At 72.8% G+C, this 26,246-nt stretch carries 23 protein-coding genes and 4 pseudogenes; 19 read left to right on the forward strand and 8 right to left on the reverse strand.

The features are described 5' to 3' along the window. Nucleotides 1-2 precede the first annotated feature (2 nt). The 9 genes and pseudogenes from EAO77_RS11915 (at nt 3) to EAO77_RS11955 (ending at nt 9,636) form a co-directional block, all read left to right on the forward strand. Entirely contained in the window at nt 3-1,061 is a 1,059-nt protein-coding gene (locus tag EAO77_RS11915) for an ABC transporter ATP-binding protein (RefSeq protein WP_147987981.1), read from the forward strand. Then, nucleotides 1,054-1,587, forward strand: a pseudogene (locus EAO77_RS11920) (ATP-binding cassette domain-containing protein); the annotation flags it as partial. The gene EAO77_RS11915 and the pseudogene EAO77_RS11920, both read left to right, overlap by 8 nt. Continuing rightward, nucleotides 1,587-2,501 (forward strand): annotated as a pseudogene (locus EAO77_RS11925) (ABC transporter ATP-binding protein); the annotation flags it as partial. The pseudogenes EAO77_RS11920 and EAO77_RS11925, both read left to right, overlap by 1 nt. A 120-nt stretch (nt 2,502-2,621) precedes the next feature. Further along, entirely contained in the window at nt 2,622-3,578 is a 957-nt protein-coding gene (locus EAO77_RS11930) for a GNAT family N-acetyltransferase (protein WP_147987982.1), read from the forward strand. Nucleotides 3,579-3,646: 68 nt separating this feature from the next. Continuing rightward, on the forward strand, nt 3,647-5,278 hold the full coding sequence (locus EAO77_RS11935) for an ABC transporter substrate-binding protein (protein WP_147987983.1): 1,632 nt from the start codon (nt 3,647-3,649) through the stop codon (nt 5,276-5,278). Nucleotides 5,279-5,356: 78 nt separating this feature from the next. Further along, nucleotides 5,357-6,280, forward strand: a complete 924-nt coding sequence (locus EAO77_RS11940; protein WP_147987984.1) for an ABC transporter permease — start codon at nt 5,357-5,359, stop codon at nt 6,278-6,280. After that, nucleotides 6,273-7,253: an ABC transporter permease gene (locus tag EAO77_RS11945; RefSeq protein ID WP_147987985.1), complete on the forward strand. Its 981-nt coding sequence runs from the start codon at nt 6,273-6,275 to the stop codon at nt 7,251-7,253. Before EAO77_RS11940 ends, EAO77_RS11945 begins: the two co-directional genes overlap by 8 nt. A 9-nt stretch (nt 7,254-7,262) precedes the next feature. Further along, the gene (locus tag EAO77_RS11950) at nt 7,263-8,273 is read left to right on the forward strand and encodes an ABC transporter ATP-binding protein (RefSeq protein ID WP_147987986.1); all 1,011 of its coding nucleotides are present in this window, start codon (nt 7,263-7,265) and stop codon (nt 8,271-8,273) included. Next, nucleotides 8,266-9,636 (forward strand): ABC transporter ATP-binding protein, encoded by a 1,371-nt coding sequence (locus tag EAO77_RS11955; protein WP_261993872.1) that lies wholly within the window; start codon nt 8,266-8,268, stop codon nt 9,634-9,636. The genes EAO77_RS11950 and EAO77_RS11955 overlap by 8 nt, the downstream gene beginning before the upstream one ends. Before the next feature lie 40 nt (nt 9,637-9,676). Here EAO77_RS11955 and EAO77_RS11960 read toward each other — a convergent pair whose 3' ends face one another. Continuing rightward, nucleotides 9,677-11,839 carry a prolyl oligopeptidase family serine peptidase gene (locus EAO77_RS11960; protein ID WP_147987987.1) on the reverse strand — a complete coding sequence of 721 codons (2,163 nt, stop codon included), beginning with the start codon at nt 11,837-11,839 and terminating at the stop codon, nt 9,677-9,679. 168 nt (nt 11,840-12,007) lie between these two features. Here EAO77_RS11960 and EAO77_RS11965 point away from each other — a divergent pair, with 168 nt between their 5' ends. The 4 genes from EAO77_RS11965 (at nt 12,008) to EAO77_RS11985 (ending at nt 16,084) form a co-directional block, all read left to right on the forward strand. Further along, nucleotides 12,008-12,202 carry a hypothetical protein gene (locus EAO77_RS11965; protein ID WP_018845651.1) on the forward strand — a complete coding sequence of 65 codons (195 nt, stop codon included), beginning with the start codon at nt 12,008-12,010 and terminating at the stop codon, nt 12,200-12,202. A gap of 151 nt (nt 12,203-12,353) precedes the next feature. After that, nucleotides 12,354-13,334, forward strand: coding sequence for an N-acetyl-1-D-myo-inositol-2-amino-2-deoxy-alpha-D-glucopyranoside deacetylase (gene mshB, locus EAO77_RS11970; RefSeq protein ID WP_147987988.1), 981 nt, complete (start codon nt 12,354-12,356; stop codon nt 13,332-13,334). Then, on the forward strand, nt 13,331-13,741 hold the full coding sequence (locus tag EAO77_RS11975) for a DUF6113 family protein (RefSeq protein WP_147987989.1): 411 nt from the start codon (nt 13,331-13,333) through the stop codon (nt 13,739-13,741). The genes mshB and EAO77_RS11975 overlap by 4 nt, the downstream gene beginning before the upstream one ends. Nucleotides 13,742-14,008: 267 nt before the next feature. Further along, a complete protein-coding gene (locus EAO77_RS11985; RefSeq protein WP_187283190.1) occupies nt 14,009-16,084 on the forward strand; it encodes a hypothetical protein in 2,076 nt (691 codons plus the stop codon). 75 nt (nt 16,085-16,159) lie between these two features. Here the strand turns inward: EAO77_RS11985 and EAO77_RS11990 are convergent, their stop codons facing one another. Both EAO77_RS11990 and EAO77_RS11995 read right to left on the reverse strand, forming a co-directional pair. Further along, nucleotides 16,160-16,996 (reverse strand): transglutaminase-like domain-containing protein, encoded by an 837-nt coding sequence (locus EAO77_RS11990; RefSeq protein ID WP_147987990.1) that lies wholly within the window; start codon nt 16,994-16,996, stop codon nt 16,160-16,162. Between the two features lie 17 nt (nt 16,997-17,013). Continuing rightward, nucleotides 17,014-18,054, reverse strand: a complete 1,041-nt coding sequence (locus EAO77_RS11995; RefSeq protein WP_147987991.1) for a GNAT family N-acetyltransferase — start codon at nt 18,052-18,054, stop codon at nt 17,014-17,016. A 114-nt stretch (nt 18,055-18,168) separates the two neighbouring features. On the opposite strand from EAO77_RS11995, the gene fdxA reads away from it, so the two are divergent. Together fdxA and dapC are read left to right on the forward strand one after the other, a co-directional pair. Beyond that, nucleotides 18,169-18,489 carry a ferredoxin gene (gene fdxA / locus EAO77_RS12000; RefSeq protein ID WP_105869511.1) on the forward strand — a complete coding sequence of 107 codons (321 nt, stop codon included), beginning with the start codon at nt 18,169-18,171 and terminating at the stop codon, nt 18,487-18,489. Nucleotides 18,490-18,596: 107 nt separating this feature from the next. Beyond that, the gene (dapC, locus tag EAO77_RS12005; RefSeq protein WP_147987992.1) at nt 18,597-19,691 is read left to right on the forward strand and encodes a succinyldiaminopimelate transaminase; all 1,095 of its coding nucleotides are present in this window, start codon (nt 18,597-18,599) and stop codon (nt 19,689-19,691) included. Nucleotides 19,692-19,818: 127 nt separating this feature from the next. Here dapC and EAO77_RS12010 read toward each other — a convergent pair whose 3' ends face one another. Further along, nucleotides 19,819-20,241, reverse strand: a complete 423-nt coding sequence (locus EAO77_RS12010; protein WP_147987993.1) for an ATP-binding protein — start codon at nt 20,239-20,241, stop codon at nt 19,819-19,821. Nucleotides 20,242-20,541: 300 nt separating this feature from the next. Beyond that, nucleotides 20,542-21,462, reverse strand: a complete 921-nt coding sequence (locus tag EAO77_RS12015; RefSeq protein WP_261993873.1) for a hypothetical protein — start codon at nt 21,460-21,462, stop codon at nt 20,542-20,544. Nucleotides 21,463-21,615: 153 nt separating this feature from the next. On the opposite strand from EAO77_RS12015, the gene dapE reads away from it, so the two are divergent. Beyond that, nucleotides 21,616-22,695: a succinyl-diaminopimelate desuccinylase gene (gene dapE, locus EAO77_RS12020; RefSeq protein ID WP_147987995.1), complete on the forward strand. Its 1,080-nt coding sequence runs from the start codon at nt 21,616-21,618 to the stop codon at nt 22,693-22,695. Nucleotides 22,696-22,859: 164 nt separating this feature from the next. Next, on the forward strand, nt 22,860-23,612 hold the full coding sequence (locus tag EAO77_RS12025) for a TIGR00730 family Rossman fold protein (protein ID WP_147987996.1): 753 nt from the start codon (nt 22,860-22,862) through the stop codon (nt 23,610-23,612). Nucleotides 23,613-23,668: 56 nt separating this feature from the next. Here the strand turns inward: EAO77_RS12025 and folP are convergent, their stop codons facing one another. Further along, entirely contained in the window at nt 23,669-24,529 is an 861-nt protein-coding gene (folP, locus tag EAO77_RS12030) for a dihydropteroate synthase (RefSeq protein ID WP_147987997.1), read from the reverse strand. 119 nt (nt 24,530-24,648) lie between these two features. Between folP and EAO77_RS12035 the strand changes: the two genes are divergently transcribed. Continuing rightward, complete coding sequence (locus EAO77_RS12035; protein ID WP_147987998.1) at nt 24,649-25,002, forward strand: DivIVA domain-containing protein; 354 nt, start codon at nt 24,649-24,651, stop codon at nt 25,000-25,002. Then, nucleotides 24,999-25,580, forward strand: a complete 582-nt coding sequence (locus tag EAO77_RS12040; RefSeq protein ID WP_147987999.1) for a DNA-3-methyladenine glycosylase I — start codon at nt 24,999-25,001, stop codon at nt 25,578-25,580. The genes EAO77_RS12035 and EAO77_RS12040 overlap by 4 nt, the downstream gene beginning before the upstream one ends. Nucleotides 25,581-25,708: 128 nt before the next feature. Here EAO77_RS12040 and EAO77_RS12045 read toward each other — a convergent pair. Beyond that, a pseudogene (locus EAO77_RS12045) lies at nt 25,709-26,167 on the reverse strand (enoyl-CoA hydratase/isomerase family protein); the annotation flags it as partial. Beyond that, a pseudogene (locus EAO77_RS41285) lies at nt 26,159-26,236 on the reverse strand (DNA-3-methyladenine glycosylase I); the annotation flags it as partial. The pseudogenes EAO77_RS41285 and EAO77_RS12045, both read right to left, overlap by 9 nt. Nucleotides 26,237-26,246: the final 10 nt, after the last annotated feature.

Raw genomic sequence — 26,246 nt, forward strand, 5'->3', positions numbered from 1 at the left:
ACGTGACCATCATCGACAAGACTTCTCCCGTCCCCGCGCCCCGGGGCGCCGGGGACAACGACGGTCCGCTGCTCGAAGTCCGCGACCTGCACGTGGAGTTCCACACCCGCGACGGCGTCGCCAAGGCCGTCAACGGCGTCAACTACACGGTCTCCGCCGGTGAGACGCTCGCCGTCCTCGGCGAGTCCGGCTCCGGCAAGTCCGTGACGGCGCAGGCCATCATGGGCATCCTCGACATGCCGCCCGGCCGCATCCCCAAGGGCGAGGTGCTCTTCCGCGGCCAGGACCTGCTGACCATGTCGAACGAGGAGCGCCGGAAGATCCGCGGCTCCAAGATCGCCATGATCTTCCAGGACGCGCTCTCCTCGCTCAACCCCGTGCTCTCGGTGGGCTACCAGCTCGGCGAGATGTTCCGGGTGCACCAGGGCCTCTCCAAGAAGGAGGCCAAGGCCAAGTCCATCGAGCTGATGGACCGGGTGAAGATCCCCGCCGCCAAGGCCCGGGTCAACGACTACCCGCACCAGTTCTCCGGCGGTATGCGCCAGCGCATCATGATCGCCATGGCGCTGGCCCTGGAGCCGGACCTGATCATCGCCGACGAGCCGACCACGGCCCTCGACGTGACGGTCCAGGCGCAGGTCATGGACCTGCTCGCCGAGCTCCAGCGCGAGTACAACATGGGTCTGATCCTGATCACCCACGACCTCGGCGTCGTCGCCGACGTCGCGGACAAGATCGCGGTCATGTACGCGGGCCGGATCGTCGAGACCGCCCCCGTGCACGAGCTCTACAAGCGCCCGGCCCACCCGTACACCCGGGGTCTGCTCGACTCGATCCCGCGCCTGGACCAGAAGGGCCAGGAGCTGTACGCGATCAAGGGTCTGCCGCCCAACCTGCTCAAGATCCCCACCGGCTGCGCCTTCAACCCGCGCTGCCCCAAGGCGGAGGACATCTGCCGCACCGAGGTCCCGCCGCTCGTGCCGGTGACCGAGCAGGACGGCAGCGATCTGCCCGGCCGCGGAAGCGCGTGCCACTTCTGGAAGGAGACGATCCATGGCTGAGCTCAAGAAGACGAACGAGGCCGTGGACGCGACTCCGAACGTCACCGACGTCGAGACCGTCTCGGCCCCGACCGAGGAGGCGGCCGTCGCCGCCCTGGGCGCCCGCGTCGAGCGCGGTGAGCCGATCCTGCAGGTCCGCAACCTGGTCAAGCACTTCCCGCTGACCCAGGGCATCCTCTTCAAGAAGCAGGTCGGCGCGGTCAAGGCCGTGGACGGGATCTCCTTCGACCTCTACCAGGGCGAGACCCTGGGCATCGTCGGGGAGTCCGGCTGCGGCAAGTCGACCGTCGCCAAGCTGCTGATGACGCTGGAGCAGGCGACCGCCGGCGAGGTCTTCTACAAGGGCCAGGACATCACCAAGCTGTCCGGGCGCGCGCTGAAGGCCGTGCGGCGCAACATCCAGATGGTGTTCCAGGACCCGTACACCTCGCTGAACCCGAGGATGACGGTCGGCGACATCATCGGGGAGCCGTACGAGATCCACCCCGAGGTCGCCCCGAAGGGCGACCGCCGCAAGAAGGTGCAGACCTCTACCAGGGCGAGACCCTGGGCATCGTCGGGGAGTCCGGCTGCGGCAAGTCGACCGTCGCCAAGCTGCTGATGACGCTGGAGCAGGCGACCGCCGGCGAGGTCTTCTACAAGGGCCAGGACATCACCAAGCTGTCCGGGCGCGCGCTGAAGGCCGTGCGGCGCAACATCCAGATGGTGTTCCAGGACCCGTACACCTCGCTGAACCCGAGGATGACGGTCGGCGACATCATCGGGGAGCCGTACGAGATCCACCCCGAGGTCGCCCCGAAGGGCGACCGCCGCAAGAAGGTGCAGGACCTGCTGGAGGTCGTGGGTCTCAACCCCGAGTACATCCACCGGTACCCGCACCAGTTCTCCGGCGGTCAGCGCCAGCGCATCGGCATCGCCCGCGGTCTCGCGCTCAACCCCGAGATCATCATCTGCGACGAGCCGGTCTCCGCGCTGGACGTGTCGGTCCAGGCGCAGGTCATCAACCTGATGGAGAAGCTCCAGGACGAGTTCAACCTCTCCTACCTCTTCATCGCCCACGACCTGTCGATCGTCCGGCACATCTCGGACCGGGTCGGTGTGATGTACCTCGGCAAGATGGCCGAGATCGGGACGGACGTCCAGATCTACGACCACCCGACGCACCCCTACACCCAGGCGCTGCTGTCGGCCGTGCCCGTCCCGGACCCGGCCGCCCGCGAGGGCCGCGAGCGGATCATCCTCACCGGCGACGTCCCGTCGCCGGCCAACCCGCCGTCGGGCTGCCGCTTCCGCACCCGCTGCTGGAAGGCCGAGGACCGCTGCGCCACCGAGGTCCCGCTGCTGGCCGTCCCGGAGCGCTTCGCGGGCCAGGACACCCCGGCGGCACACGAGTCGGCGTGCCACTTCGCCGAGGAGAAGGACGTCGTGCACGCCGGCTGACACCGGCTCTGTGCGTCCGGCCCCCGTTCCGCTGCCGCGGGACGGGGGCCGCTCCGTGTGCGCGGACCGGGCGGGGAAAACCGATTGCCCCGTCCGTCCGGCGCGGCCGAGAGTGTCCGCATGTCCCTCACCGTCCGTCCCGCGACGCCCGCCGACGCGCCCGCCGTCTGCGCCCTGCTGAACGCCGTCGACCTCGCCGAGATCGGCCGCCCCGAGACCGATCTGCACGCCGTCGAGGCCGATCTCGCCCACCCCGACGTCGACCTCGCCCAGGACACCTGGCTGGTGTCCGACGGGGCGGACCTCGTGGGCTACGGGCTGATCTACAGCGACTCGGGACGGGGGGACATCGGCGTCGACCACTACGTCCTGCCCGGCCGCTCCGACGCGGCGGTGCTGCTGCTGGAGCTGATCGAGGCCCGCGCCGCGCGGAAGGCGTCGGCGAACGGCGCGGAGCGCGCCGTGCTCCACCTCCATCTGAACGCCCGGCCCACCGTGGACACCGCGCTGCTGACCGCCCGGGGCTGGGCCACCGTGCGGCGCTACCAGATCATGACCCGCCCGCTGTCGGCGGACGCCGACCTCCCGCCGGCCCCGCCCGCCGGCCTGACCCTGCGCGACTGCCGCGAGGAGGCCGACCGGCGCCTCGCCCACGCACTGGTCGAGGAGACCTTCGCCGAGCACTTCGACCACCACGCCCGCACCTACGAGCAGTGGCTCGACGACGTCGACGGCGCGCGCCTGGACTGGTCGCTGGTGTGGATCGCCTCGCTGGACGGCGAGGGCGACGTCGCCGTGATGCTCAGCCGGGACGACCGCGAGGCCATGGGCTGGATCCGCAACCTCGGCGTCCGCCGCGCGGCCCGCGGCCGCGGCGTCGCGGGCCATCTGCTGCGCCACGCGTTCGCCGTGTACGCGGCCCGCGGCCGGGACACCATCGGCCTGGGCGTGGACACCGCCAACGAGTCACGGGCCCTGGCCCTGTACGAGGCGCACGGGATGAGCCTCCACTACGCGGTGGACACCTGGGAGGTCACCCGGCCGGCGGCACCGGTGGCCGCCACCCGGACGCCCTGAAAGTGCGTTAGTTCCGCAATGGGGTGATATTCGGTCCTAAGTCAGGCCTAGGACACGGGAGGAACCCCATGCGCGGAGCCACGCACGCCAAGTGGGCCGCATGCGCGGCAGCCGTCGCCCTCGCGGCGACCGGCTGCGGTGGTGGCGGGGACAGCGGGAGCGGGGGCGGCGCGGACGGGATCGTCAGCTCCTCCTGGACGGACCCGCAGAACCCGCTGGAGCCCGCCAACACCAACGAGGTCCAGGGCGGCAAGGTCCTCGACATGATCTTCCGGGGCCTGAAGCGGTACGACCCGAAGACCGGCGCCGCCACCGACATGATGGCCGAGAGCATCGAGACCACCGACTCGACGAACTTCACCATCAAGATCAAGAGCGGCTGGACCTTCAGCAACGGCGAGAAGGTCACCGCGAAGTCCTACGTGGACGCCTGGAACTACGGCGCCGATCTGAGGAACAACCAGAAGAACGCCTACTTCTTCGGCTACATCGAGGGTTACGAGGCCGTCCACCCCGAGAGCGGCGAACCCTCCGCAAAGAGCCTCTCCGGCCTGAAGGTCGTCGACGACCTCACCTTCACGGTGAAGCTCAGCCAGAAGTTCTCCACCTGGCCCGACACCCTCGGATACGCGGCCTTCGCCCCGCTGCCCCAGTCCTTCTTCGACGACCACGACGCCTGGATCGCCAAGCCCGTCGGCAACGGCCCGTACACCCTGAACTCGTACCAGAAGGGCTCCGAGGCGCAGCTGCGCCGCTGGGACGACTACCCCGGTCCCGACAAGGCGCAGAACGGCGGCATCGACCTCAAGGTCTACACCGACAACAACACCGCCTACACCGACCTGATCGCGGGCAACCTCGACCTCGTCGACGACGTGCCCGCCTCCCAGCTGAAGAACGTGCAGGCGGACCTCGGCGACCGGTACATCAACACCCCGGCCGGCATCATCCAGACCCTCGCGTTCCCGTTCTACGACGACGCGTGGAACACCCCCGACGGCGCCAAGGTGCGCACCGGGCTCTCCCGGGCCATCAACCGCGACCAGATCACCGAGACGATCTTCCAGAAGACCCGCACCCCCGCGAAGGACTGGACGTCCCCGGTGCTCGGCGAGGAGGGCGGCTTCGACGACACCCTCTGCGGCGACGCCTGCGTCTACGACCCCGCGGCGGCCAAGAAGCTGGTCGCGGAGGGCGGCGGCCTCCCCGGCGGGCAGGTCAAGATCACCTACAACGCCGACACCGGCTCCCACAAGGACTGGGTCGACGCGGTGTGCAACTCCATCAACAACGCCCTCGGCAACGAGAAGGCCTGCGTGGGCAACCCCGTCGGCACCTTCGCCGACTTCCGCAACCAGATCGGCGAGCAGAAGATGCCCGGGCCCTTCCGGGCCGGCTGGCAGATGGACTACCCGCTGATCCAGAACTTCCTCCAGCCGCTCTACTACACCAACGCCTCGTCCAACGACGGCAAGTGGACGAACAAGCAGTTCGACGACCTGGTGGACCGGGCCAACGCCGAGAGCGACACCGCGAAGGCGGTCGACCTCTTCAAGCAGGCCGAGGAGGTCGTCCGGGACCAGATGGCCGCGATCCCGCTCTGGTACCAGAACGGCAGCGCCGGCTACTCGGAGCGGATCTCCAACGTGACCCTGAACCCCTTCAGCGTCCCGGTCTACAACGAGATCAAGGTCAACTGACGGCGGAAGCCACCGGCCCGGCGACGCACCGCGAGCGCCGGGCCGTCCCCCTTCCCGCGACGACCCCCGGAGCGTGTCATGGGACGTTACGTGATCCGGCGTCTGCTGCAGATGATCCCGGTCTTCTTCGGCACCACGCTGCTGATCTTCCTGATGGTCAACATCATGGGAGACCCCGTCGCCGGCCTCTGCGGCGACCGGCAGTGCGACCCCGCGACCGCGGCGCAGCTGCGCAAGGAGTTCGGCCTCGACAAGCCCGTGTGGCAGCAGTACCTGACCTACATGGGCAACGTCTTCACCGGCGACTTCGGCACCGCGTTCAACGGGCAGGAGGTCACCGAACTGATGGCGGAGGCGTTCCCCGTCACCATCCGGCTGACGATCGTCGCCATCTTCTTCGAGATCGTCATCGGCATCACCCTCGGCGTCGTCACCGGCCTGCGCCGCGGGCGGCCCGTGGACACCGGGGTGCTGCTGCTGACCCTGGTCGTCATCGCGGTGCCGACCTTCGTCACCGGTCTCATCGTGCAACTGCTGCTCGGCATCAAGTGGGGCGTGATCGACCCGTCGGTGTCCTCGGACGCCCGTCTCGACGAACTGATCGTGCCCGGCCTGGTGCTCGCCTCGGTCTCCCTCGCGTACGTCACCCGGCTCACCCGGACGTCGATCGCCGAGAACTCCCGCTCCGACTACGTCCGCACCGCCAAGGCCAAGGGGCTGCCGCGCGGGCGGGTCATCCGGCGCCATCTGCTGCGCAACTCGCTGATCCCCGTCGTCACCTTCATCGGCACCGACATCGGCGCGCTCATGGGCGGCGCCATCGTCACCGAGCGGATCTTCAACATCCACGGCGTCGGCTACCAGCTCTACCAGGGCATTCTGCGGCAGAACACGCAGACCGTCGTCGGTTTCGTGACCGTGCTCGTCATCGTCTTCCTGCTCGCGAACCTGCTCGTCGACCTCCTGTACGCCGTTCTCGACCCGAGGATCCGGTATGCCTGAGCAGCAGCCCTTCGACGACAACGCCATCGCCTCCACCGGGGCGGGCGGCGGGACCGACCTCGCGATGAGCGAGGGGGAGACCCTGGAGAAGACCCCCGGCGGACCGCTCGGCACCGGACCGTCCGGCAAGCCCCGCAGCCTGTGGTCCGACGCCTGGCGCGACCTGCGGCGCAATCCGGTCTTCATCGTCTCCGCCCTGGTCATCCTCTTCCTGGTGGTCATCTCGATCTGGCCGTCGCTCATCGCCTCCGGCAGCCCGCTCGCCTGCGACCTGGCCAAGGCGCAGCAGGGCTCCCAGCCGGGGGCGCCGTTCGGCTACAACGGCCAGGGCTGCAACGTCTACACCCGCACCGTGTACGGCGCGCGGACCTCCGTCACCGTCGGCGTCTGCGCCACCCTCGGGGTCGCGATCCTCGGCTCGTTCTTCGGCGCGCTCGCCGGATTCTTCGGAGGCGGGTACGACGCGGTGCTCTCCCGGCTCACCGACATCTTCTTCGGCATCCCCGTGATCCTCGGCGGCCTGGTGCTGCTGTCCGTCGTGAACTCGACCACCGTGTGGCCCGTCGTCGGCTTCATGGTGCTGCTCGGCTGGCCGCAGATCTCCCGCATCGCCCGCGGCTCGGTCATCACCGCCAAGCAGAACGACTACGTCCAGGCCGCGCGGGCCCTCGGCGCCTCCAACACCCGGATGCTGCTGCGGCACATTGCGCCCAACGCGATCGCACCGGTCATCGTCGTCGCCACGATCGCGCTGGGCACCTACATCTCGCTGGAGGCGACCCTGTCGTACCTGGGCGCCGGGCTGAAGCCGCCGACGGTCTCCTGGGGCATCGACATCTCGTCCGCCTCGCCGTACATCCGCAACGCCCCGCACATGATGCTCTGGCCCGCCGGGGCGCTGGCCGTCACCGTCCTCGCGTTCATCATGCTCGGCGACGCCGTGCGCGACGCCCTCGACCCGAAGCTGCGATAGGAGCCGGCCATGTCCGTCACACCCGCCGGGCCCGCCGAGTCGGGGCCGCTGCTCGACGTCCGGGACCTGCACGTGGAGTTCCACACCCGCGACGGGGTCGCCAAGGCCGTCAACGGCGTCGACTACACCGTCTCCGCCGGGGAGACGCTCGCCGTCCTCGGCGAGTCCGGCTCCGGGAAGTCCGTGACGGCCCAGGCCGTGATGGGCATCCTCGACATGCCGCCCGGCAGGATCACGGGCGGCGAGATCCTCTTCAAGGGACGCGACCTGCTGAAACTGGGGGAGAACGAACGCCGCGGCATCCGGGGCGCCGAGATGGCCATGATCTTCCAGGACGCTCTCTCCTCCCTGAACCCCGTCCTCAGCGTGGGCGACCAGCTCGGCGAGATGTTCGTCGTCCACCAGGGCCTGTCCCGCAAGGACGCGAAGCGCAGGGCGGTCGAGCTGATGGACCGGGTGCGCATCCCGGCGGCGAAGGAGCGGGTCGGGCAGTACCCGCACCAGTTCTCCGGAGGCATGCGGCAGCGCATCATGATCGCGATGGCGCTGTCCCTGGAACCGGACCTCATCATCGCCGACGAGCCCACCACGGCCCTCGACGTGACCGTCCAGGCCCAGGTCATGGACCTGCTCGCCGAGCTCCAGCGGGAACTCGACATGGGTCTGATCCTGATCACCCACGACCTCGGGGTGGTCGCCGACGTCGCCGACAGGATCGCGGTCATGTACGCGGGCCGGATCGTCGAGACGGCCCCGGTCCACGACATCTACAAGGCGCCCGCCCACCCGTACACCAAGGGACTCCTGGAATCGATCCCGCGCCTGGACCAGAAGGGCCGCGAGCTGTACGCGATCAAGGGCCTGCCGCCCAATCTGCTGGCCATCCCGCCCGGCTGCGCGTTCAACCCCCGCTGCCCGATGGCCCGTGACGTGTGCCGGACCGACGAACCGCCGCTGTACGAGGTGAACGACGAGCGCCGCAGCGCGTGCCACTTCTGGGAGGCGACCCTCCATGGCTGAAGCGATCCTCGAAGTGCGCGACCTGGTCAAGCACTACCCGCTCACACAGGGCATCCTCTTCAAGAAGCAGGTCGGCGCGGTGAAGGCGGTCGACGGGGTCGACATCGACCTCATGGCCGGCGAGACCCTCGGCATCGTCGGGGAGTCGGGCTGCGGGAAGTCGACCCTCGCCAGGATGCTGGTCCACCTGGAGCGGCCGACGGCCGGCGCCATCCGCTACAAGGGCGAGGACATCACCAAGCTGTCCGGGCGGGCGCTGAAGGCCGTGCGGCGCAACATCCAGATGGTGTTCCAGGACCCGTACACCTCGCTGAACCCGAGGATGACGGTCGGCGACATCATCGGGGAGCCGTACGAGATCCACCCCGAGGTCGCCCCGAAGGGCAGCCGCCGCACGAAGGTGCAGGACCTGCTCGACGTGGTGGGGCTCAACCCCGAGTACATCAACCGCTATCCGCACCAGTTCTCCGGCGGTCAGCGCCAGCGCATCGGCATCGCCCGCGGGCTGGCCCTCCGGCCCGAGATCATCGTGGCCGACGAACCGGTGTCCGCGCTGGACGTCTCCGTGCAGGCACAGGTCGTCAACCTGCTGGACAGGCTGCAGGACGAGTTCTCGCTGAGCTACGTCTTCATCGCCCACGACCTGTCCATCGTCCGGCACATCTCGGACCGCGTCGGCGTGATGTACCTGGGGCGGGTGGTGGAGATCGGCAGGGACGCCGAGATCTACGACCACCCCACCCACCCCTACACCCAGGCCCTGCTGTCGGCCGTTCCCGTGCCCGACCCCGAGGCCCGTGAGCACCGGGAGCGGATCATCCTCACCGGTGACGTGCCGTCCCCGACGAACATCCCGTCCGGGTGCCGGTTCCGGACCCGGTGCTGGAAGGCCCAGGAGCGGTGCGCCCAGGAGGTCCCGCTGCTGGCCGTCCCGGCACATCTGCGGTCGGTGCCGGGGCCCGTCCAGCACCCCTCGGCCTGCCATTTCGCGGAGGAGCGGCACGTGGTGCCGGGTGGCGGCGACCAGCGCGGCGGCGGCCACCGGCAAGCGAAGGGCGGCCACGGCGACGGCGATGTGGACCAGCAGCAGTGCGGGGTCGACGATCGGGGCGACCCGGCCGCCCGGCCGGAGGTCTACACGGCCAACTCGCTGGTCGGGGACGACGGCCTGACGGCGGCGGAGACACCGCACCGGCCGATGATGATCGTCCACGGCCTCCCGCCGGACCGGCCGGCCCCGGGCTACGGCTACCCGCCGCCCCGGCCCGCCCCGGGCTACGGCTACCCGCCCGCGGATCCGTCCTCCGGCTTCGGCCCGCCGCCGTCACCGCCGCCGCCCGCGTCGCCGCCGCCGGGCTGGTAGCCGGCCGCGGCGCATCCGGGCCGGCGGCCGCCCGTGGGCGTCAGCCGCGGTCCATGCCCAGCGAGCGCTTCAGGAAGTCGACCTGGAGCAGCAGCAGGTTCTCCGCGATCTGCTCCTGCGGCGTCATGTGGGTCACCCCGGTCAGCGGCAGCACCTCGTGCGGACGGCCGGCGGACAGCAGGGCGGAGGACAGCCGCAGGGCGTGGGCCACGACCACGTTGTCGTCCGCGAGGCCGTGGACGATCATCATCGGCCGGTGCGGTGTCTCCGCCGCCGTCAGGCCGTCGTCCCCGACCAGCGAGTTGGCCGTGTAGACCTCCGGCCGGGCGGCCGGGTCGCCCAGATAGCGCTCGGTCCAGTGCGTGTCGTAGAGCCGCAGGTCCGTGACGGGCGCGCCGACGACCGCCGCGTGGAAGACGTCGGGGCGCCGCAGCACGGCCATGCCCGCCAGGTATCCGCCGTAGGACCAGCCGCGGATCGCGACCCGGTCCAGGTCGAGGGGAAAGGATCCGGCCAGCGCTCGGAGCGCCTCGACCTGGTCGTCGAGGGTGAGGCCGAAGTCGTCCCGGACCGCCTTCTCCCAGCCGGGGGAGCGCCCCGGTGTGCCCCTGCCGTCCGCGACGACCACCGCGAAGCCCTGGTCGGCGAACCACTGGGAGGTCAGATGCGCGTGGTGCGAGGCGAGCACCCGCTGGCCGTGCGGACCGCCGTACGGGTCCATCAGCACCGGGAGCGGGCGGCCGTCGTCCGCCGCCCGGTCCGAGGGCAGCAGCACCGCGCACGGGATGCGGTGGACGCCCGCCTCGACGAGCCGCGGGCGGGCGGTGATCGACGGCTGCTCCGCGTACGAGGGGACCTCGGCCACGACCCGGCCGCCGCGCAGGACCCGTACCGCCGTCCCGGCGGCGTCGAGTCCCGCCGAGGCGAGCACGGTCACCTCCCCGCAGCGGACCGCGGAGTGGATCCCCGGACCCTGCGAGAGGCGTTCCGCGCCCCTCGCGCCGACCCGGTACACGTGGATCTCGCCGGTCTCCGGCGCTTCGGCCGCCTCCCCCGCCGACGCCGACACCAGCACGTCGTCCGCGCCGATGCCGAGCACCGCGCGGATGTGCAGGTCCGCTCCGGTGAGCACCCGGTCGCCGACCGCCAGCACCCGGGCCCCGCCCTCGTCCGCGATGCGCACCAGGCGCCCGCCGCCCGCGCCGCCGGGCGCGGAGTCCGGGGCCCAGGCCGGGACGCCGGGGAAAAGTTCCAGCCAGACCGGGTCCTCGTCGAGGTGCACCGCCTGCGTCCCGCCGGTCTCCGGGTCGACCTCCAGGCAGACCTGGGTCCGCTGGTCCCGGGACTGCACGAGGAGCAGCGGCGGTCCGTCCGGCGACCAGTGCACCCGGGCGAGGTAGGGGTAGCGGTCCCGGTCCCAGCCGACCTCGGTGCGCTCACCCTCCAGGGTGATCAGCTGGAGGCGGACCTCGGCGTTGGGGGTGCCGGCCGCCGGGTAGGCGACCCGGGCCGGCTCACGGCCGGGGTGCGCCGGGTCGCTGATCCACCAGCCCTGCACCGCCCGGTCGTCGACCCGGGCGACCAGCAGACGGTCCGACTCCGGCGCCCACCAGTGTCCCCGCGAGCGCCCCATCTCCTCGGCGGCGACGAACTCGGCGAGCCCGAAGGAGACGTGCGCGTCCTCCGGTTCGGCGAGTGCCCGGTCGCCGTCGCCCTCGGCGCCCGTCACCCGCAGCGCCCCGCCGGCGACATAGGCGACGTACCGGCCGTCGGGGGAGGGCCGGGGGTCGATCACGGGGCCCGGGACGGCCAGTTCGCGTGCCGTGCCGGCGCGCAGCTCGGCGGTGAACAACCGCCCCGACAGGGTGAACGCGGCCAGCTCCACGGCCTGGTCGACGGCGTAGCCGACGATCCCCGCCGAGCCCTCGCGGCTCCGCTCGCGCCGCGCTCTCTCCTCGGCCGGCAGTTCCTCGTCCGCCCCGCCGAGCAGTTCACCCGGATCGGCGGCGACCCGTTCGCGGGGCGCGGGGCCGTCGAGGTCGAGCACCCGGAGCAGACCGGACCGTTCCGTGCCGGAGGACGAGCGCAGGAACACCACGCGTGCGCCGTCCGGCGAGACGGTGAAGGCGCGGGGCGCCCCCAGGGTGAAGCGCTGGGTCCGCGCCGACTGACGCGGGAAGGAGAGCTGCTGCGTCGCTGTCATGGGGCGAACCTATGGCACGGGCAAGGGCGTTGTGCGCCCCCGTGTGCTGCCGTGCACCGATCGATGCGTGGGTACGGATAGTTATGATCCGTAGCGCAAGGTGGGTATGAACCTACCGGCACATGCAACTGGACCGTCCCCGTCGAATATCTGTGGAGGTGAACCGCCGTGGCACTCTCGATTTCGGCGGTGGTGCTGCTGGCGATCGTCGTCTTCCTGCTGATCCGGAAATCCGGGTTGAAGGGCGGACATGCGGTGGTCTGCGTGCTGCTCGGGTTCTACCTCGCCAGTTCGTCGATCGCGCCGACGATCAGCGAGCTGACCACCAACGTGGCGGGCATGATCGGCGGCCTCAAGTTCTAGGGCGTGCGGTGGCGGCCCCGAGTTCCGGGGCGTGCGGTGGCGGAGCGCGCCCCGGGCCGGGATCGTCCCGCCCCGTCCGCGGGCCCGCCCCGCGGACGGAGGCCGGCACTTCGCGGACACCCGGGGGCCTGCGCGCTCTAGGCTGTGCCGTATGAAGGATCTACCCGCCCGTCGTCTGCTCCTGGTGCACGCACACCCGGACGACGAGTCGATCACCAACGGCGCCACGATGGCGCTGTACGCGGCAGCCGGCACCCACGTCACCCTGGTGACCTGCACGCTCGGGGAGGAGGGTGAGGTCATCCCCGCGGACCTCGCCCATCTGGCGCCCGACCGCGAGGACCGCCTGGGGGCGCACCGCGCCGGTGAACTGGCCGACGCGATGAAGGAGCTGGGCGTCACCGACCACCGCTTCCTCGGCGGGCAGGGCCGGTTCCGCGACTCCGGGATGATGGGCGTCCCGCAGAACCACCGCGAGGGCGCCTTCTGGGGCACCGACGTGGACGAGGCGGCCGCCGAGCTGGTCGAGGTCATCCGGTCCGTCCGCCCGCAGGTGCTCGTCACCTACGACCCCGACGGGGGATACGGGCACCCGGACCACATCCAGGCGCACCGGGTCGCCATGCGGGCCGCGGACCTCGCCGGCGAGCGCGCCTACCGCCGCGACCTCGGCGACCCGCACACCGTCGCCAAGATCTACTGGACGCGGGTCCCGCGTTCGCTGGCCGAGGAGGGCTTCGCCCGGCTGCGGGCCACGGCGGCGGGGGACTTCCCGGGAATCGCGGACATCGGCGACATCCCGGGCGTGGTGGACGACGAGCTGATCACCGCCGAGATCGACGGCACCGCGTATGCGGAGCAGAAGGCCGCCGCCATGCGGGCGCACGTCACCCAGATCGCCGTGAACGGCCCGTTCTTCGCACTCTCCAACGACCTGGGGCAGCCCCTCTTCACCACCGAGTGCTACCAGTTGGCCGTCGGCGTCTCCGGCGCGGCGCCCGGTGAGCGCGAGCACGACCTGTTCGCCGGGATCGTCCCGGCCGCCGGGCCGGCCGGCGCCGGGCGGCTCGCCGGACCCGCCGCGGGCGGGGCCCGTGAGGGAGTCGGGGAGATTTCGGGAGGGGCCGCATGAGCGGGTCGCCCGTGCCGGGCTCCTTCCTCACCGGGACGCCGAAGCCCGGCCGCATCGCCGTGTACGTCCTGCTCGCCGCCCTGGGGGCGCTCGTCGGCATCGCCGGCTCGCTCGTCCAAGCGGGCTTCTTCCCGGGCGGGTTGGCCCTGGCGCTGCTCGCCTCCGGGGCGCTGTTCGCCGCCGGCCGGCGGGCGACCGGCACCCAGCTCGGGGCCGCGGCCCCGGCCGCGGGATGGCTGCTGGCCGTCGTCGTGCTCAGCATCGGCAGACCCGAGGGCGACGCCGTGTTCGCCTCCGGGATCGGACCGCTGGTCTTCATGCTCGGGGGTACGGCGGTGGCTGTGATGTGTGCCACCATGTCGCGGCCGCGGCAACCGGACGGCACTACCGGCCGACTTGGCGGGTAGAAGGCGCCGGTACGGCCCGCCGGACCGCCGCGGTGCGGGCGTTCCGGCCGGTCCCCGGCGCCGGGTGGCCGCACGGCCGGCGGACGGGCCGGGTGCGCGGCCGAACTGACCGTGCCCGTACGGTGCGCCGGTGGGCCGAGGGGCCGCTTCCGGCGGTCCCGGGGTGTCGGTCCGTGGCGGACAGTATGGTGGTGCGCGCCGCCGAGCCGCCCGCAGCAGCAGCTGTCCAGTAAGAACGGGCGGCGACGCCAACCGGGAGAACCTGCTTTGAGTCGTGAAACTGACAGTTCGTCCGCCGGCCCCCAGGGGCGCGGTGGAGCCGCGTACCCCTCGGGCACACCGCCGTACGGATCCCGCCAGTATCCGTCGCTGCATCCGACGCAGGACGCTCCGGACGACGCCGCGGGAGCGGCGCCCGAGCGGCAGGCCGAGGAGCCGAAGACCGAGACCACACTGACGACCCGCATCCGGATCAACATCCCCGGTTCGCGGCCGATCCCGCCCGTCGTCATGCGCACGCCCATGAGCGACACCGACGCCGGGACCAGGCCCCCGGCGTCCGGCGGTCCGGCGTCCGGCGGACCCCCCGCCCCCGGCGGATCCGAGAGCGAGCGCACGGGTGGCGTGCCGCGTCCCGCGGCACCCGCCGAGGGCGACGGCCGGCCGCAGGCTCCCGCGGCCGAGGAGAAGCCCGCCGCGAGCGACTGGTTCGCGCCGCGCAAGGCCGCCGCGCCCGGCCCGGCTCCGGCCCCGACACCGCCCCCCGCCGCGGCCCCGCCGCAGCAGGGCCGGCCCGGCGGGCCCGGGCCCGGCCCGGGCGGCCCCGCGGGCCAGGGCGGTCCGGCCGCGGGCGGGTTCGCCCCCGGTGGCGCCCAGCAGACGTCCGGCCTCTCGGCGCTCGTCGACGAGACCCCGGCCGCCGGGCTGCCGACCCGGCCGCCGGGCGGCGGCCCCGACCGCTCCCGACAGGGCGACGGCTTCGCCCCCGGTCCCCGGACGCCGCCGACCGGTGTGCGCCCGCCCGGCCCGGACCGCGGCCCCGCGGGGCCGACGTCCGGCCCGGTCACCGGTGACATGCCGCTGGGCCCCGGCCCCGGCGGCCAGGCCGGCCCGCCCCGGATGTCCGACGACACCGCCGTCCTCACCCCGCAGAAGCCGGCTCCCGAGCCCGTCGGCGGCCATGTCTCCGGTGACACGCTCACCAGCGGCATCCCGGTCGTCCCGAGCGACGGCCGCTCGCCGTTCGCCCCGGGCGGGCCCGCCCGGTCCGGCCCGCCCGGGGGCCCCGGCGCCGACCAGGCCGACCCGGCGTTCCCGGGCGGCCCCGGCGCCGGTCCCACGGCGGCCGTGCCCGCGCCCGACCCGGCGCCCCGTCCGGCGGCGCCCCCGCGGGCCCGCAAGGGCCGCTCCAAGCTCGTGCTGGCGGGCGTCGGCGCGTTCGGCCTGCTCGCCGTCGCCTACGGCGCCGGGCTGCTCCTGAACCACTCCGACGTGCCGAAGAGCACCACCGTCCTCGGCGTCGACATCGGCGGCGGGACCCGCGACGAGGCCGTCAACAAGCTCGAAGCGGCCTTCGGCAAGCGGGCCGCGGCCCCCCTCCAGCTCGCGGTGGGCGGCCAGAAGGCCGAGCTCGCCCCCGACAAGGCCGGGCTCTCCCTGGACAGCCAGGCCACCGTCCGCGGGGCGGCCGGCAGCGACTACAACCCGGTCTCGGTGATCGGCTCCCTCTTCGGGGGCGAGCGGGTCGCGCAGCCGGTGATCGTCGTCGACGAGGAGAAGCTGGGCGTGGCCCTCTCCGACCTCGCGGGCACCGCGGGATCGGCCTCCGACGGCACGATCCGCTTCGAGCCGGGCAAGGCCGTCGCCGTCCCCGGCAAGCCGGGGGAGTCGCTGGACGTCGCCCGCTCGATGGTCACGGTCAAGGACGCCTACCGCGCCCAGGTCGAGACCGGCAAGCCGAACGTGGTCACCCTGCCGGTGGCGACACGTGAGCCGACGATCAGCCAGGCGGAGATCGACCGGGCGATGAAGGAGTTCGCCGAGCCCGCGATGTCCGGCCTGATCACGATCCGGGCGGGTGGCAAGGAGATCCAGTTCGGCCCGGCGAAGTCCCTGCCGAAGATCCTGTCGATGAAGCCGGTCGACGGGAAGCTGGTGGAGTACTACGACAAGGCCGCGATCGAGCAGCTCCTCGACGGCGTCTTCGACGGCATCATGATCACCAAGGGTGACGGCAAGCAGCACGAGGTCTCCGCCGACGACGTCGCCCAGGCCATGGGCCCGGCGCTGCGCGGCAAGACGCCCGCGGAGCGCACGGCGGTCATCCCGCTCGACCCGAGCTGACCCGCCCCCGCCGACGCCGAACCCCCGCCCGGGCACCCCGGGCGGGGGTTCGGCCGCTCCGTGGGCCGCGCCGGGTCAGTTCAGCATGGCGCGGGCGGCGCGGGCACGGCCGCGCACCAGGTCGGCGGTGGTGGGCTCGACCGCCGACACGACGTCGGCGTAGGCGTCCATCTCGGCGGCGCCCTCGGTGAAGGCACCGCGCTGGACGAGGAGCTGGGCGCGTTCGTAGCGCAGCCTGGCCGGGTGCGCGGGCAGCAGGAGCAGCAGGTCGAGGGCCCAGAGGGCCACGTCGGAGCGTTCGGGGCGCGGCGCGGCCCAGGCGCGGATGTTGTTCAGGACGCGCGAGACGACCGCGAGCGGATCCGCGGGCCGGAGCATCGACGGGCTCGGCGGGGACCCGGTCGCACCGGTCACCAGCAGTGCGGTGTCCTCGGCCGTGAGCAGCCGGCCCGCGCCGAACGGGTCCGCGAGGACGAGGGACTCCGGGTCGCCGAAGCCGACGACGAAGTGGCCGGGCAGCGCGACGCCGTACACCTGGCCGCCCGCCCGGCGGGCGACCTCCGTCCACAGGACGGAGAGGAGGATCGGCAGTCCGCGGCGGCGCCGCAGCACCTCGTGGAGCAGCGACGACTCCAGCCGCTGGTAGTCCCCCGGAGTGCCGTGGAAGCCCTCGCGGCCGCCCAGCAGGTCCCCGAGCGCCCGCGCCCACGCGTGCGGCCCGGACAGTCCGTAGGGGAGCATCCCCGCGAGCCGGTCCAGTTCGATCTGGGCGGAGTCGATGCCGGCCTGGTCCAGGGCGGGGTCCGCCTGGGTGCCGACGAGCAGGCAGAGCGTCGCCAGGTCGGGTCGCGGGGAGCGGGCCTCGTCGGCGAACCGCTGCCGCCATGCGGGCCGCGGGGGCTCGTGGTGCATGTCCTTCTCGTACCCGTCTATACGGCGCGGAAATGGTGGTAGTGGTGATGGACCGCGAAGCCCATGCGCGTGTACAGCTCGCGCGCCGGTGCGTTGTCCGACTCCACCTGGAGCCAGGCCGCCGACGCGCCCTCGTCCAGCGCCCGGCGGGCGAGGGCGGCCATCACGGCCGTGGCGAGCCCCTGACGCCGGTGCGCGGGGTCCACCTCGACGGCCATGAAGCCCGCCCAGCGGCCGTCCACCACGCACCGCCCGATCGCCGCGGGCGCCTCCTCCGGCGCGCCGGGCGCCGGGCCCGCCGCCGCGTCCGGGTCCTGCGACGGCGCGGGCACGGTCGCGAACGACACGGACGGGCCCGCGGTCAGGACCGCCCGCACCTGGGGGCCCGGCTCGGAGAAGCGCTGGTAGCGGCGGGTCCAGGTGTCGCCGAGCGCCCGCTCGACGCGCACCCGGGCGTCGTCGACCGCCAGGTCGGCCACGGGGGCGAGACCTCCGGTCCACACTTCGGCCGAGACCTCGCGCCGCCAGCCGCGCCCGGCCAGCGCCGCGCCCAGTTCCTCCTGGGTGCCCGCCGCGCCGGTCGCGACCTGGACGTAGGCGGGCAGTCCGCGCTCCGCGTACCACCCGCGCACGCGGCTCAGCGCCTCGTCGAGCGGCATCCCCGGATCGCCCAGCGGGAGCACCGAGTTGGCACGCCGGGTGAAGCCGCCCGCCGCGCGCAGCTCCCAGTCGCCGAGCCGCTCGCTCTCGACCGGCTGCCAGGCGCGCGCCGTCACCCGCGCCAGTTCGGCGAAGCCCGCCGAGGGGCCGCGCCGACGCGCCGGCTCGGCCGGCACCTCCTTCCCGGCGACCAGCGAGGTTTCCGGGATGCGGACGATCTCCCCGGTGCGGCGTGTGATCAGTAGCACACCACCCGTCCAGGATGTGAGAACGCCGACCGTGTCGGTGAACTTCGAGCCGGGCGCCCCCGACGGGACCGCCGCGCGGACCGACACCCGTTTGCCCACGTCAGCCGGTGTCACTCGGACCTCCAGCCGTGCTGCGACAGTGAATTCCACGGTTCTGCCCGCCCCTCCTGTTCGGATCGTCCCCGAGAACGGAGATACTAGGGGCGGGCATCGACGACGCCGCGCTCCCGCGCAAGCCAGCCCTTACCGAGGAGGAACGACAGCGTGACCTACGTCATCGCGCAGCCTTGTGTCGACGTCAAGGACAAGGCGTGCATCGAGGAGTGCCCCGTCGACTGCATCTACGAGGGCTCCCGGTCCTTGTACATCCACCCGGACGAATGCGTCGACTGCGGTGCTTGTGAGCCGGTCTGCCCGGTGGAGGCCATCTTCTACGAGGACGACACCCCGGACGAGTGGAAGGACTACTACAAGGCGAACGTCGAGTTCTTCGACGAGCTCGGCTCGCCCGGCGGCGCCTCCAAGCTGGGCCTGATCGAGCGGGACCACCCGTTCGTGGCCGCCCTGCCGCCGCAGAACGGCTGATCCGGCCCGGCCGGTCCCGTCATCCGCGTTTCCCCGGTCCCGTACGGCTCGTCGTCCGTACGGGACCGCGGTGTTCAGCACGACGTACGCAGAAAGTGAGCCCCGCAGTGGCCGCAGTCTCATCGCGCCTTCCCGTCTTCCCCTGGGACAAGCTCGAGCCGTACAAGGCGACGGCCGCCGCCCACGCCGACGGCATCGTCGACCTCTCCGTCGGCACGCCCGTCGACCCGGTGCCCGCGCTGATCCGGCAGGCCCTGGTCGAGGCGGCGGACTCGCCCGGCTACCCGACCGTGTGGGGCACGCCCGCGCTGCGGGACGCGCTCACCGGCTGGATCGCGCGCCGGCTCGGGGCGGTGGACGTCGGTCACCGCAACGTGCTGCCCGTCGTCGGCTCCAAGGAGTTCGTGGCGTGGCTGCCGACGCAGCTCGGCCTGGGGGCGGGCGACCGGGTCGCGTACCCCCGCCTCGCCTACCCGACGTACGAGGTGGGCGCCCGGCTGGCCGGCGCGGAGGCCGTGGTCTACGACGACCCGACGGAGCTCGACCCGGCCGGGCTGAAGCTGCTGTGGCTCAACTCGCCCTCCAACCCGACCGGGAAGGTGCTCCCCAAGGACGAGCTCGTCCGGATCGTGGCCTGGGCCCGCGAGCACGGGGTGCTGGTCCTCAGCGACGAGTGCTACCTGGAGCTGGGCTGGGAGGCCGAGCCCGTCTCCGTGCTGCATCCCGACGTGTGCGGGGGATCCTACGAGGGCGTCGTCGCGGTGCACTCCCTCTCCAAGCGCTCGAACCTGGCCGGCTACCGCGCCGCGTTCGTCGCCGGCGACGAGGCGGTGCTGGGCGAGCTGCTCCTGATCCGCAAGCACGGCGGCATGATGACGCCCGCGCCGGTGCAGGCCGCCACGGTGGCCGCCCTCGGCGACGACGCGCACGTCGGCGAGCAGCGGGCCCGGTACGCGGCGCGCAGGGCGGCGCTGCGCACCGCCCTCGAGGCGCACGGCTTCCGGATCGAGCACAGCGAGGCGAGCCTGTACCTGTGGGCGACCCGGGACGAGCCCTGCTGGGAGACGGTGGCGTACCTCGCGGAGCTCGGCATCCTGGTGGCGCCCGGCGACTTCTACGGCGAGGCCGGCGCCCGCTTCGTCCGGGTGGCGTTCACGGCCACCGACGAGCGGGTCGAGGCGGCGGTCAAGCGCCTGGGCTGACCGCCGGGGCCGCGGCCCCCGCGCGACGGGGGCCGGGAGCCGGTGGCCGCCGCGCCGCCGGACGGCGACGGACGCACAGGGCCCGGGAGCGGACGCTCCCGGGCCCTGTGCGTGTGCGGGGGTGCCGTCAGCCGCCGAGCGGGAGGCCGCCGCCGAGCGCCCCGGTGGCGCCGCCGGTCAGGGAGTCGGTCGGCAGGCCGCCCTTGGTCGCGCCGCCGACCAGGCCGCCGGCCTCGCCCGCCGTGTCGCCCGCGGCCTGCTTGGCCACGGGGGTGGCCTTCTTGGCCGTCTTCCCGACGGTCTGGGCGGCGGCGGGGGTGGCCTTCTCGGCGGTCTTGCCGCCGACCTGTCCGGCCACCTTGGTGGTCTCCTTCGAGACGCCGTCGACCGTGCCGTCGACGTTCGCGGTGTCGAGGGCGGTGAGGCCGTCGACGGGGGCCTGGGGGAGGGCCACGGCGCCCGCGGAGCCGGCCGCTCCGACCACAGGAGCTGCTCCCGCCGCGATGATCAGCGCGGCACGGGCGATCCGACGGGTCAGGGGGAGGGACATGATGCTCCTTGAAGCGAGAGGACGTTCGGGCTGTGCGTGAGGTGCTGCCCGGTGTGCGGACGTCCTGACAACCGGCCGGAGGGCGGGGGAAGTTGCGGTGCGACGAGGTAAAGAATTGGTAACGCGTCGCATTATCGGTTTCATCCGAAAAGGGGCGGACGGGGCAACGCGTCACTCCCTGATGAACCGTCACTTCGCTGCTGCCGGAACGAAGTTGCCGCTCCGCCGGGAGGCCGGCGGGGGCCTGCGGGAGCGGTCGCCCGAGGCGACCGGAGCAACACGTTCGAGTGTGTGGGCGCCCTAGTGTGCGATCCGGATGCGGACGTTGCCGGCGTCACCGGGCTCGGCCTCCCTGGTCCGCCAGCCCTCGGCGGACCGCTCCACGCTCCACACCCGGTCCCCGTACGCGACCTCCGTGATGCGCAGCGCCTCCGCGCGCGCCAGCGCCCAGTGCGCCAGCTCCCAGCCGCGCCTGTCCGCCCTGCCGCCGCCCGACTCCCGCGCCGACGCGACCGGCACCGTGAGGACCGACGACGCGACCCCGCCCGCGGTGCCCGGGCCCACGCCGCCGGGCAGGGCCTCGGCACCGAAGGCGCGCACCAGTTCCGCCCGCACCTTCGCCGGATCGCCCGCGCTGCCCCCGGCCCGTACCGAGCAGGTCAGCGTCGCCGGCGCGCCGCCGGTGAGTGCCGCCGCCAGCAGGGTGGCGTCCGGCTCGTGCTTCGCGTACGCCTGGGGGAAGCCGCTGCGCTGCACCTTCTGGGCGGCGACCGTCAGCGGCATCCGGGAGTAGCCGGGGACCTCGGCGAGGTGCTCGTAGAACTTCCCGGCCGAGTAGACCGGGTCCAGGACCTCCTTCGGTGTGCCCCAGCCCTGCGAGGGCCGCTGCTGGAAGAGTCCGAGCGAGTCGCGGTCGCCGTAGTCGATGTTGCGCAGCGCGGACTCCTGGAGGGCGGTCGCCAGGGCGATGGTGACCGCGCGCTGCGGCATGCCGCGGGTGGTGCCCACCGCGGAGATCGTGGCCGCGTTGTCCGCCTGCTCGGGCGTCAGCTCGTACGCCGAGCCGCCCTCCTCCGAGGTCCGCACCACGCACCGCGGAGCGCCGCCGCCCCCGGTGACGTACTGCACGACGACGTACCCGGCGATACCCAGCAGCACGAGCAGCGCGGCCGTGAAACGCAGGAAGCGGCCGCGCCGGACGGGGGAGGCGTTCTCGGACACGCCCCACACGGTACTGGAGGGCCGGTCCGGCCCCCTTCCCGGACCCGGGGCCCGCTCGAACCGGACCCGGTCCCTGCCCAAACGGCTCCCCGTCCCGCGTCCCTCGGACGCCCGGCGGCCCGGCCCCGGACGGGAAGCCATAGGGTCGAGGCCATGTCCGACACCGTGCTCGACCTCACCCTCGACGGCCCGGCCCTGACCGCCGCGCTGGTCGACTTCCGCTCGGTCAGCGGCGAGGAGAAGCCCCTCGCCGACGCCATCGAGCAGGCCCTGCGGGCCCTTCCCCACCTCACCGTCGACCGTCACGGCAACAACGTGGTCGCGCGCACCCGGCTCGGGCGCGCCGAGCGGGTCGTCCTCGCCGGTCACATCGACACGGTCCCGATCGCGGACAACGTGCCCTCGCGGCTGGACGACGACGGCGTCCTGTGGGGCTGCGGCACCAGCGACATGAAGTCCGGGGTCGCCGTCCAGCTGCGCATCGCGGCCACCGTCCCCGAGCCCAACCGCGACCTCACGTTCGCCTTCTACGACAACGAGGAGGTCGCCGCCCACCTCAACGGCCTCGGGCATGTCGCCGAGGCCCACCCCGACTGGCTCGACGGCGACTTCGCCGTGCTGCTGGAGCCGTCGAACGGCCAGGTGGAGGGCGGTTGCCAGGGCACCCTGAGGGTCCATCTGAAGCTGACCGGGGAGCGTGCGCACTCCGCGCGGAGCTGGATGGGGTCCAACGCCGTCCACGCCGCCGGGCCTCTCCTGGCGCGTCTCGCCGCGTACGAACCGCGCCGGCCCGTCATCGACGGCCTGGAGTACCGGGAGGGCCTCAACGCGGTCGGCATCGAGGGCGGCGTGGCGACCAACGTCATCCCCGACGCGTGCACGGTCGTCGTCAACTACCGCTACGCCCCCGACCGCAGCATGGCCGAGGCCGAGGCCCATGTGCGCGAGGTCTTCGCGGACTGCGGGGTGAGCGAGATCGTGGTGGACGACCACACGGGCGGAGCCCTGCCCGGCCTGTCGCACCCGGCGGCCGCCGCGTTCATGGCCGCGGTCGGCGGCACCGCGCAGCCGAAGTTCGGCTGGACCGACGTCTCGCGGTTCAGCGCCCTCGGCGTCCCGGCCGTCAACTACGGTCCGGGCGACCCCCTCTACGCGCACAAGCGGGACGAGCACGTCCACGTGGACCTGATCACCCGGTGCGAGGAGCGTCTGCGCGACTGGCTCACCGCCTGAGACCGGCCCGCGGCGCGGACCCCGGCACGCGGCCCGAGCGTGCCGGGGACGGTGACGGACGACACAACGGCACTCCGTCGATCGCCCGGATTTCGCCATTCGTCACCTTCACCGACCTACCCTTGCACCGGATACGTGATGTTGTACGGCGGAGGGAGTGGGTCATGAGCAGCAACTCCGAGGGTCTGCGCGCGTTGGAGGAGCAGCGACTGGGACCGGTACTGCGCCGCAGGGATCAGGTGCAGCCGGGCACGACGGACCAGCGACTGCTGGACAGCGAGGGCGACTCGCAGTGGGTGCACACCGACCCCTGGCGGGTCATGCGCATCCAGTCGGAGTTCGTGGAGGGTTTCGGCGCGCTCGCCGAACTCCCCAGCGCCATCAGCGTCTTCGGCTCGGCGCGCACCAAGCCGGGCAGCCCCGAGTACGAGACGGGCGTACGGCTCGGCCGCGCCCTCGTCGACGCCGGCTTCGCCGTCATCACCGGCGGCGGGCCCGGCGCGATGGAGGCGGCGAACAAGGGGGCGCGGGAGGCCAAGGGCATCTCGGTCGGCCTCGGCATCGAACTGCCCTTCGAGCAGGGCATCAACCAGCACGTCGACATCGGCGTGAACTTCCGCTACTTCTTCGTCCGCAAGACGATGTTCGTGAAGTACGCGCAGGGCTTCGTCGTGCTGCCCGGCGGGCTCGGCACCCTGGACGAGCTCTTCGAGGCGCTCACCCTCGTCCAGACGCGCAAGGTCACCCGCTTCCCGATCGTGCTCTTCGGCACCGCGTACTGGAGCGGTCTCGTGGACTGGCTGCGGGACACCGTGGTCGCCCAGGGCAAGGCGTCGGAGCACGATCTCCTGCTCTTCCACGTCACCGACGACGTGGAGGAGGCGGTGGCCATGGTCTCCAAGGAGACGGGCCGGTAGGGCCCGTCCGGCGGCCGCACCGTCCGGCGGCCGCAAGCCCCCGCCGGGGCCGGCCCTCAGGCCAGGCCCCGGCGGGCGACCGCCGGCGGGCGGTGGCCCGCGATCGAGGCCACCATGTCCAGCACCTGCCGGGTCTCCGCCACCTCGTGGACCCGGTAGACCCGCGCGCCCAGCCAGGCGGAGACCACGGTGGTCGCCAGTGTCCCGAGGACCCGCTCCTTGACCGGCCGGTCCAGGGTCTCGCCGACGAAGTCCTTGTTCGACAGGGACACCAGCACCGGCCACCCCGTCCGGGTCATCTCGTCCAGGCGGCGGGTGGCCTCCAGACTGTGGCGGGTGTTCTTGCCGAAGTCGTGACCGGGGTCGATCATGATCGCGTCACGGCGCACGCCGAGTTCCACCGCCCGCTCGGCCAGCCCCGTCGTCACCCGCAGGATGTCCGCCATCACGTCCTCGTAGACGACCCGGTGCGGACGGGTACGCGGTTCGGCGCCTCCCGCGTGGGTGCACACCAGCCCCGCCCCGTACCGTGCGGCCACCTCCGCGAGCTTCGGGTCCACCCCGCCCCAGGCGTCGTTGAGCACATCCGCCCCCGCCTCGCAGACCGCCTCCCCGACCTCGTGCCGCCAGGTGTCGACGCTGATCACCACGTCCGGGTGGCGCCGGCGGACCTCGGCCACGAAACCGACCGTGCGGCGCGTCTCCTCCTCGGCGCTCACCTCGTCCCCGGGCCCCGCCTTCACACCGCCGATGTCGATGATCGCCGCGCCCTCGGCGACGGCCTGCTCGACCCGGTCCAGCGCCGGCTCGTCGAGGAACGTCGCCCCCTGGTCGTAGAAGGAATCGGGGGTCCGGTTCACGATCGCCATGATCACCGGTTCATGCGTGGCGAACTCACGCCGTCCCAGCCGCAGCATCCGCAGTTTCCTCCTCGGGTCGTCCGCCTGCGACCCTACTGTCCGTCGTCCGTGGCACGATCGGCACGGGACGGTTTCCACCCGGGTGCGTCCCGGGGCCTGTGGGGAGAGGGTCGCTCGTGTTCTTTTTCTTGCTGATCACGATGGTCGTGGTGGTCGCCGCGGTCACGCTCGCCGTGATCGGGGGCACCGACAGCACGGCCCTGCCCGACGCGGCGCCCGAGCGGCTCGTCGACCCGCTGCCCGCGCACCGGCCCGTCGCCCGGGCCGACATCGACGCGCTGCGCCTTCCCGTCACCCCCCGCGGATACCGCATGGAGGACGTGGACGACGTGCTCGACCGGCTGAGCGCGGAGCTCGCCGAGCGGGACGCCCGGATCGCCGAGCTGGAGTCGGCGCTCGCCGGCGCGCAGGCCACCGCGGTGGCACGGCCGGACCTGTTCACCAAGCCCGGCGAGGAGCAGGACCGGTGAGCAGCGGTCCCGTACCCGGCCCTGACGGCCGCCTGCGCTGCCCCTGGGGCCTGTCCACCGAGGACTACGTGGCCTACCACGACGAGGAGTGGGGCCGTCCCGTCCACGGCGACGACGCGCTCTTCGAGCGGCTGTGCCTGGAGGCCTTCCAGTCCGGGCTGTCGTGGATCACCATCCTGCGCCGCCGGGAGGGCTTCCGCAGCGCCTTCGCGGGCTTCGAGATCGCCGCCGTCGCCCGGTACACGGAGGCCGACGCGGCCCGTCTGCTCGCCGACGAGGGCATCATCCGCAACCGCGCCAAGATCGACGCCACGCTGGCGAACGCCCGGGTGCTCGCCGGGTGGCGGGCCGGCGAGCTCGACGCCCTGATCTGGTCGTACGCCCCGGACGCCGACGGCCGCCCCGTCCCGAAGACGCTCGCCGACGTGCCGGCCGTCACCGACGCGTCGACGGCGCTGTCCAAGGCCCTGAAGAAGCGCGGCCTGCGCTTCATCGGGCCGACCACGGCCTACGCGCTGATGCAGGCCTGCGGTCTGGTCGACGACCACCTCGCGGGCTGCGTCGCCCGCAGGACCTGACCTCCGGCCGGCGCGCGTCCCGCCCCGCCACGGGGCGTGAGCCTCCCGCCGGCGCGCGTCCGCCCGCAGACCCGTGATCCGGACGGGGCCCGTCCCGCCCGGAGCGGCCGCGGCCCGTGCGGCGGGCGTCAGCGGCCCAGGTAGCGCGGCGGCTCCTTCGCCAGGAAGGCCTTCACCGCGATGGTGTGGTCCTCGGAGGAGCCGGCCCTCGCCTGGAGCTCCTCCTCCTTGTCGAGCGCCTCGTCCAGCGAGTGGTCCGCCCCGTACGCCAGGGACTCCTTCAGCGCCGCGTAGGCGACGGTCGGCCCCTCGGCCAGTGCCCGGGCGACCTTGAGCGCCTCGGCCGCCAGTTCCGCGGCGGGTACGACCCGGTTCGCGATGCCCCAGTCGTACGCCTCCTGTGCGGAGAAGGAGCGCGGGAAGAGCAGCAGGTCGGCCGCCCTGCTGGGCCCGACCAGCCGCGGGAGCGTCCAGGAGACGCCCGAGTCGGCGGTCAGGGCCACACCGGCGAACGACGTCGTGAACGTGGCCGYGTCGGCCTCCGTGTACCGGGCGACGGCGGCGATCTCGAAGCCCGCGAAGGCGCTGCGGAAGCCCTCCCGGCGGCGCAGGATGGTGATCCACGACAGCCCGGACTGGAAGGCCTCCAGGCACAGCCGCTCGAAG

Origin of the sequence: Streptomyces sp. T39 (assembly GCF_008042045.1) — a bacterium.
In the GTDB taxonomy this organism is placed as follows: domain Bacteria; phylum Actinomycetota; class Actinomycetes; order Streptomycetales; family Streptomycetaceae; genus Streptomyces.

What these genes read in the sequence shown, in the direction of transcription:
- EAO77_RS11930 (WP_147987982.1), top strand. Translation starts at nt 2,622, where the DNA reads ATGTCCCTCACCGTCCGTCCCGCGACGCCCGCCGACGCGCCCGCCGTC.
- EAO77_RS11935 (WP_147987983.1), top strand. Translation starts at nt 3,647, where the DNA reads ATGCGCGGAGCCACGCACGCCAAGTGGGCCGCATGCGCGGCAGCCGTC.
- EAO77_RS11940 (WP_147987984.1), top strand. Translation starts at nt 5,357, where the DNA reads ATGGGACGTTACGTGATCCGGCGTCTGCTGCAGATGATCCCGGTCTTC.
- EAO77_RS11945 (WP_147987985.1), top strand. Translation starts at nt 6,273, where the DNA reads ATGCCTGAGCAGCAGCCCTTCGACGACAACGCCATCGCCTCCACCGGG.
- EAO77_RS11950 (WP_147987986.1), top strand. Translation starts at nt 7,263, where the DNA reads ATGTCCGTCACACCCGCCGGGCCCGCCGAGTCGGGGCCGCTGCTCGAC.
- EAO77_RS11955 (WP_261993872.1), top strand. Translation starts at nt 8,266, where the DNA reads ATGGCTGAAGCGATCCTCGAAGTGCGCGACCTGGTCAAGCACTACCCG.
- EAO77_RS11960 (WP_147987987.1), bottom strand. Translation starts at nt 11,839, where the DNA reads ATGACAGCGACGCAGCAGCTCTCCTTCCCGCGTCAGTCGGCGCGGACC.
- mshB (WP_147987988.1), top strand. Translation starts at nt 12,354, where the DNA reads ATGAAGGATCTACCCGCCCGTCGTCTGCTCCTGGTGCACGCACACCCG.
- EAO77_RS11975 (WP_147987989.1), top strand. Translation starts at nt 13,331, where the DNA reads ATGAGCGGGTCGCCCGTGCCGGGCTCCTTCCTCACCGGGACGCCGAAG.
- EAO77_RS11990 (WP_147987990.1), bottom strand. Translation starts at nt 16,996, where the DNA reads ATGCACCACGAGCCCCCGCGGCCCGCATGGCGGCAGCGGTTCGCCGAC.
- EAO77_RS12010 (WP_147987993.1), bottom strand. Translation starts at nt 20,241, where the DNA reads ATGTCCCTCCCCCTGACCCGTCGGATCGCCCGTGCCGCGCTGATCATC.
- dapE (WP_147987995.1), top strand. Translation starts at nt 21,616, where the DNA reads ATGTCCGACACCGTGCTCGACCTCACCCTCGACGGCCCGGCCCTGACC.
- EAO77_RS12025 (WP_147987996.1), top strand. Translation starts at nt 22,860, where the DNA reads ATGAGCAGCAACTCCGAGGGTCTGCGCGCGTTGGAGGAGCAGCGACTG.
- folP (WP_147987997.1), bottom strand. Translation starts at nt 24,529, where the DNA reads ATGCTGCGGCTGGGACGGCGTGAGTTCGCCACGCATGAACCGGTGATC.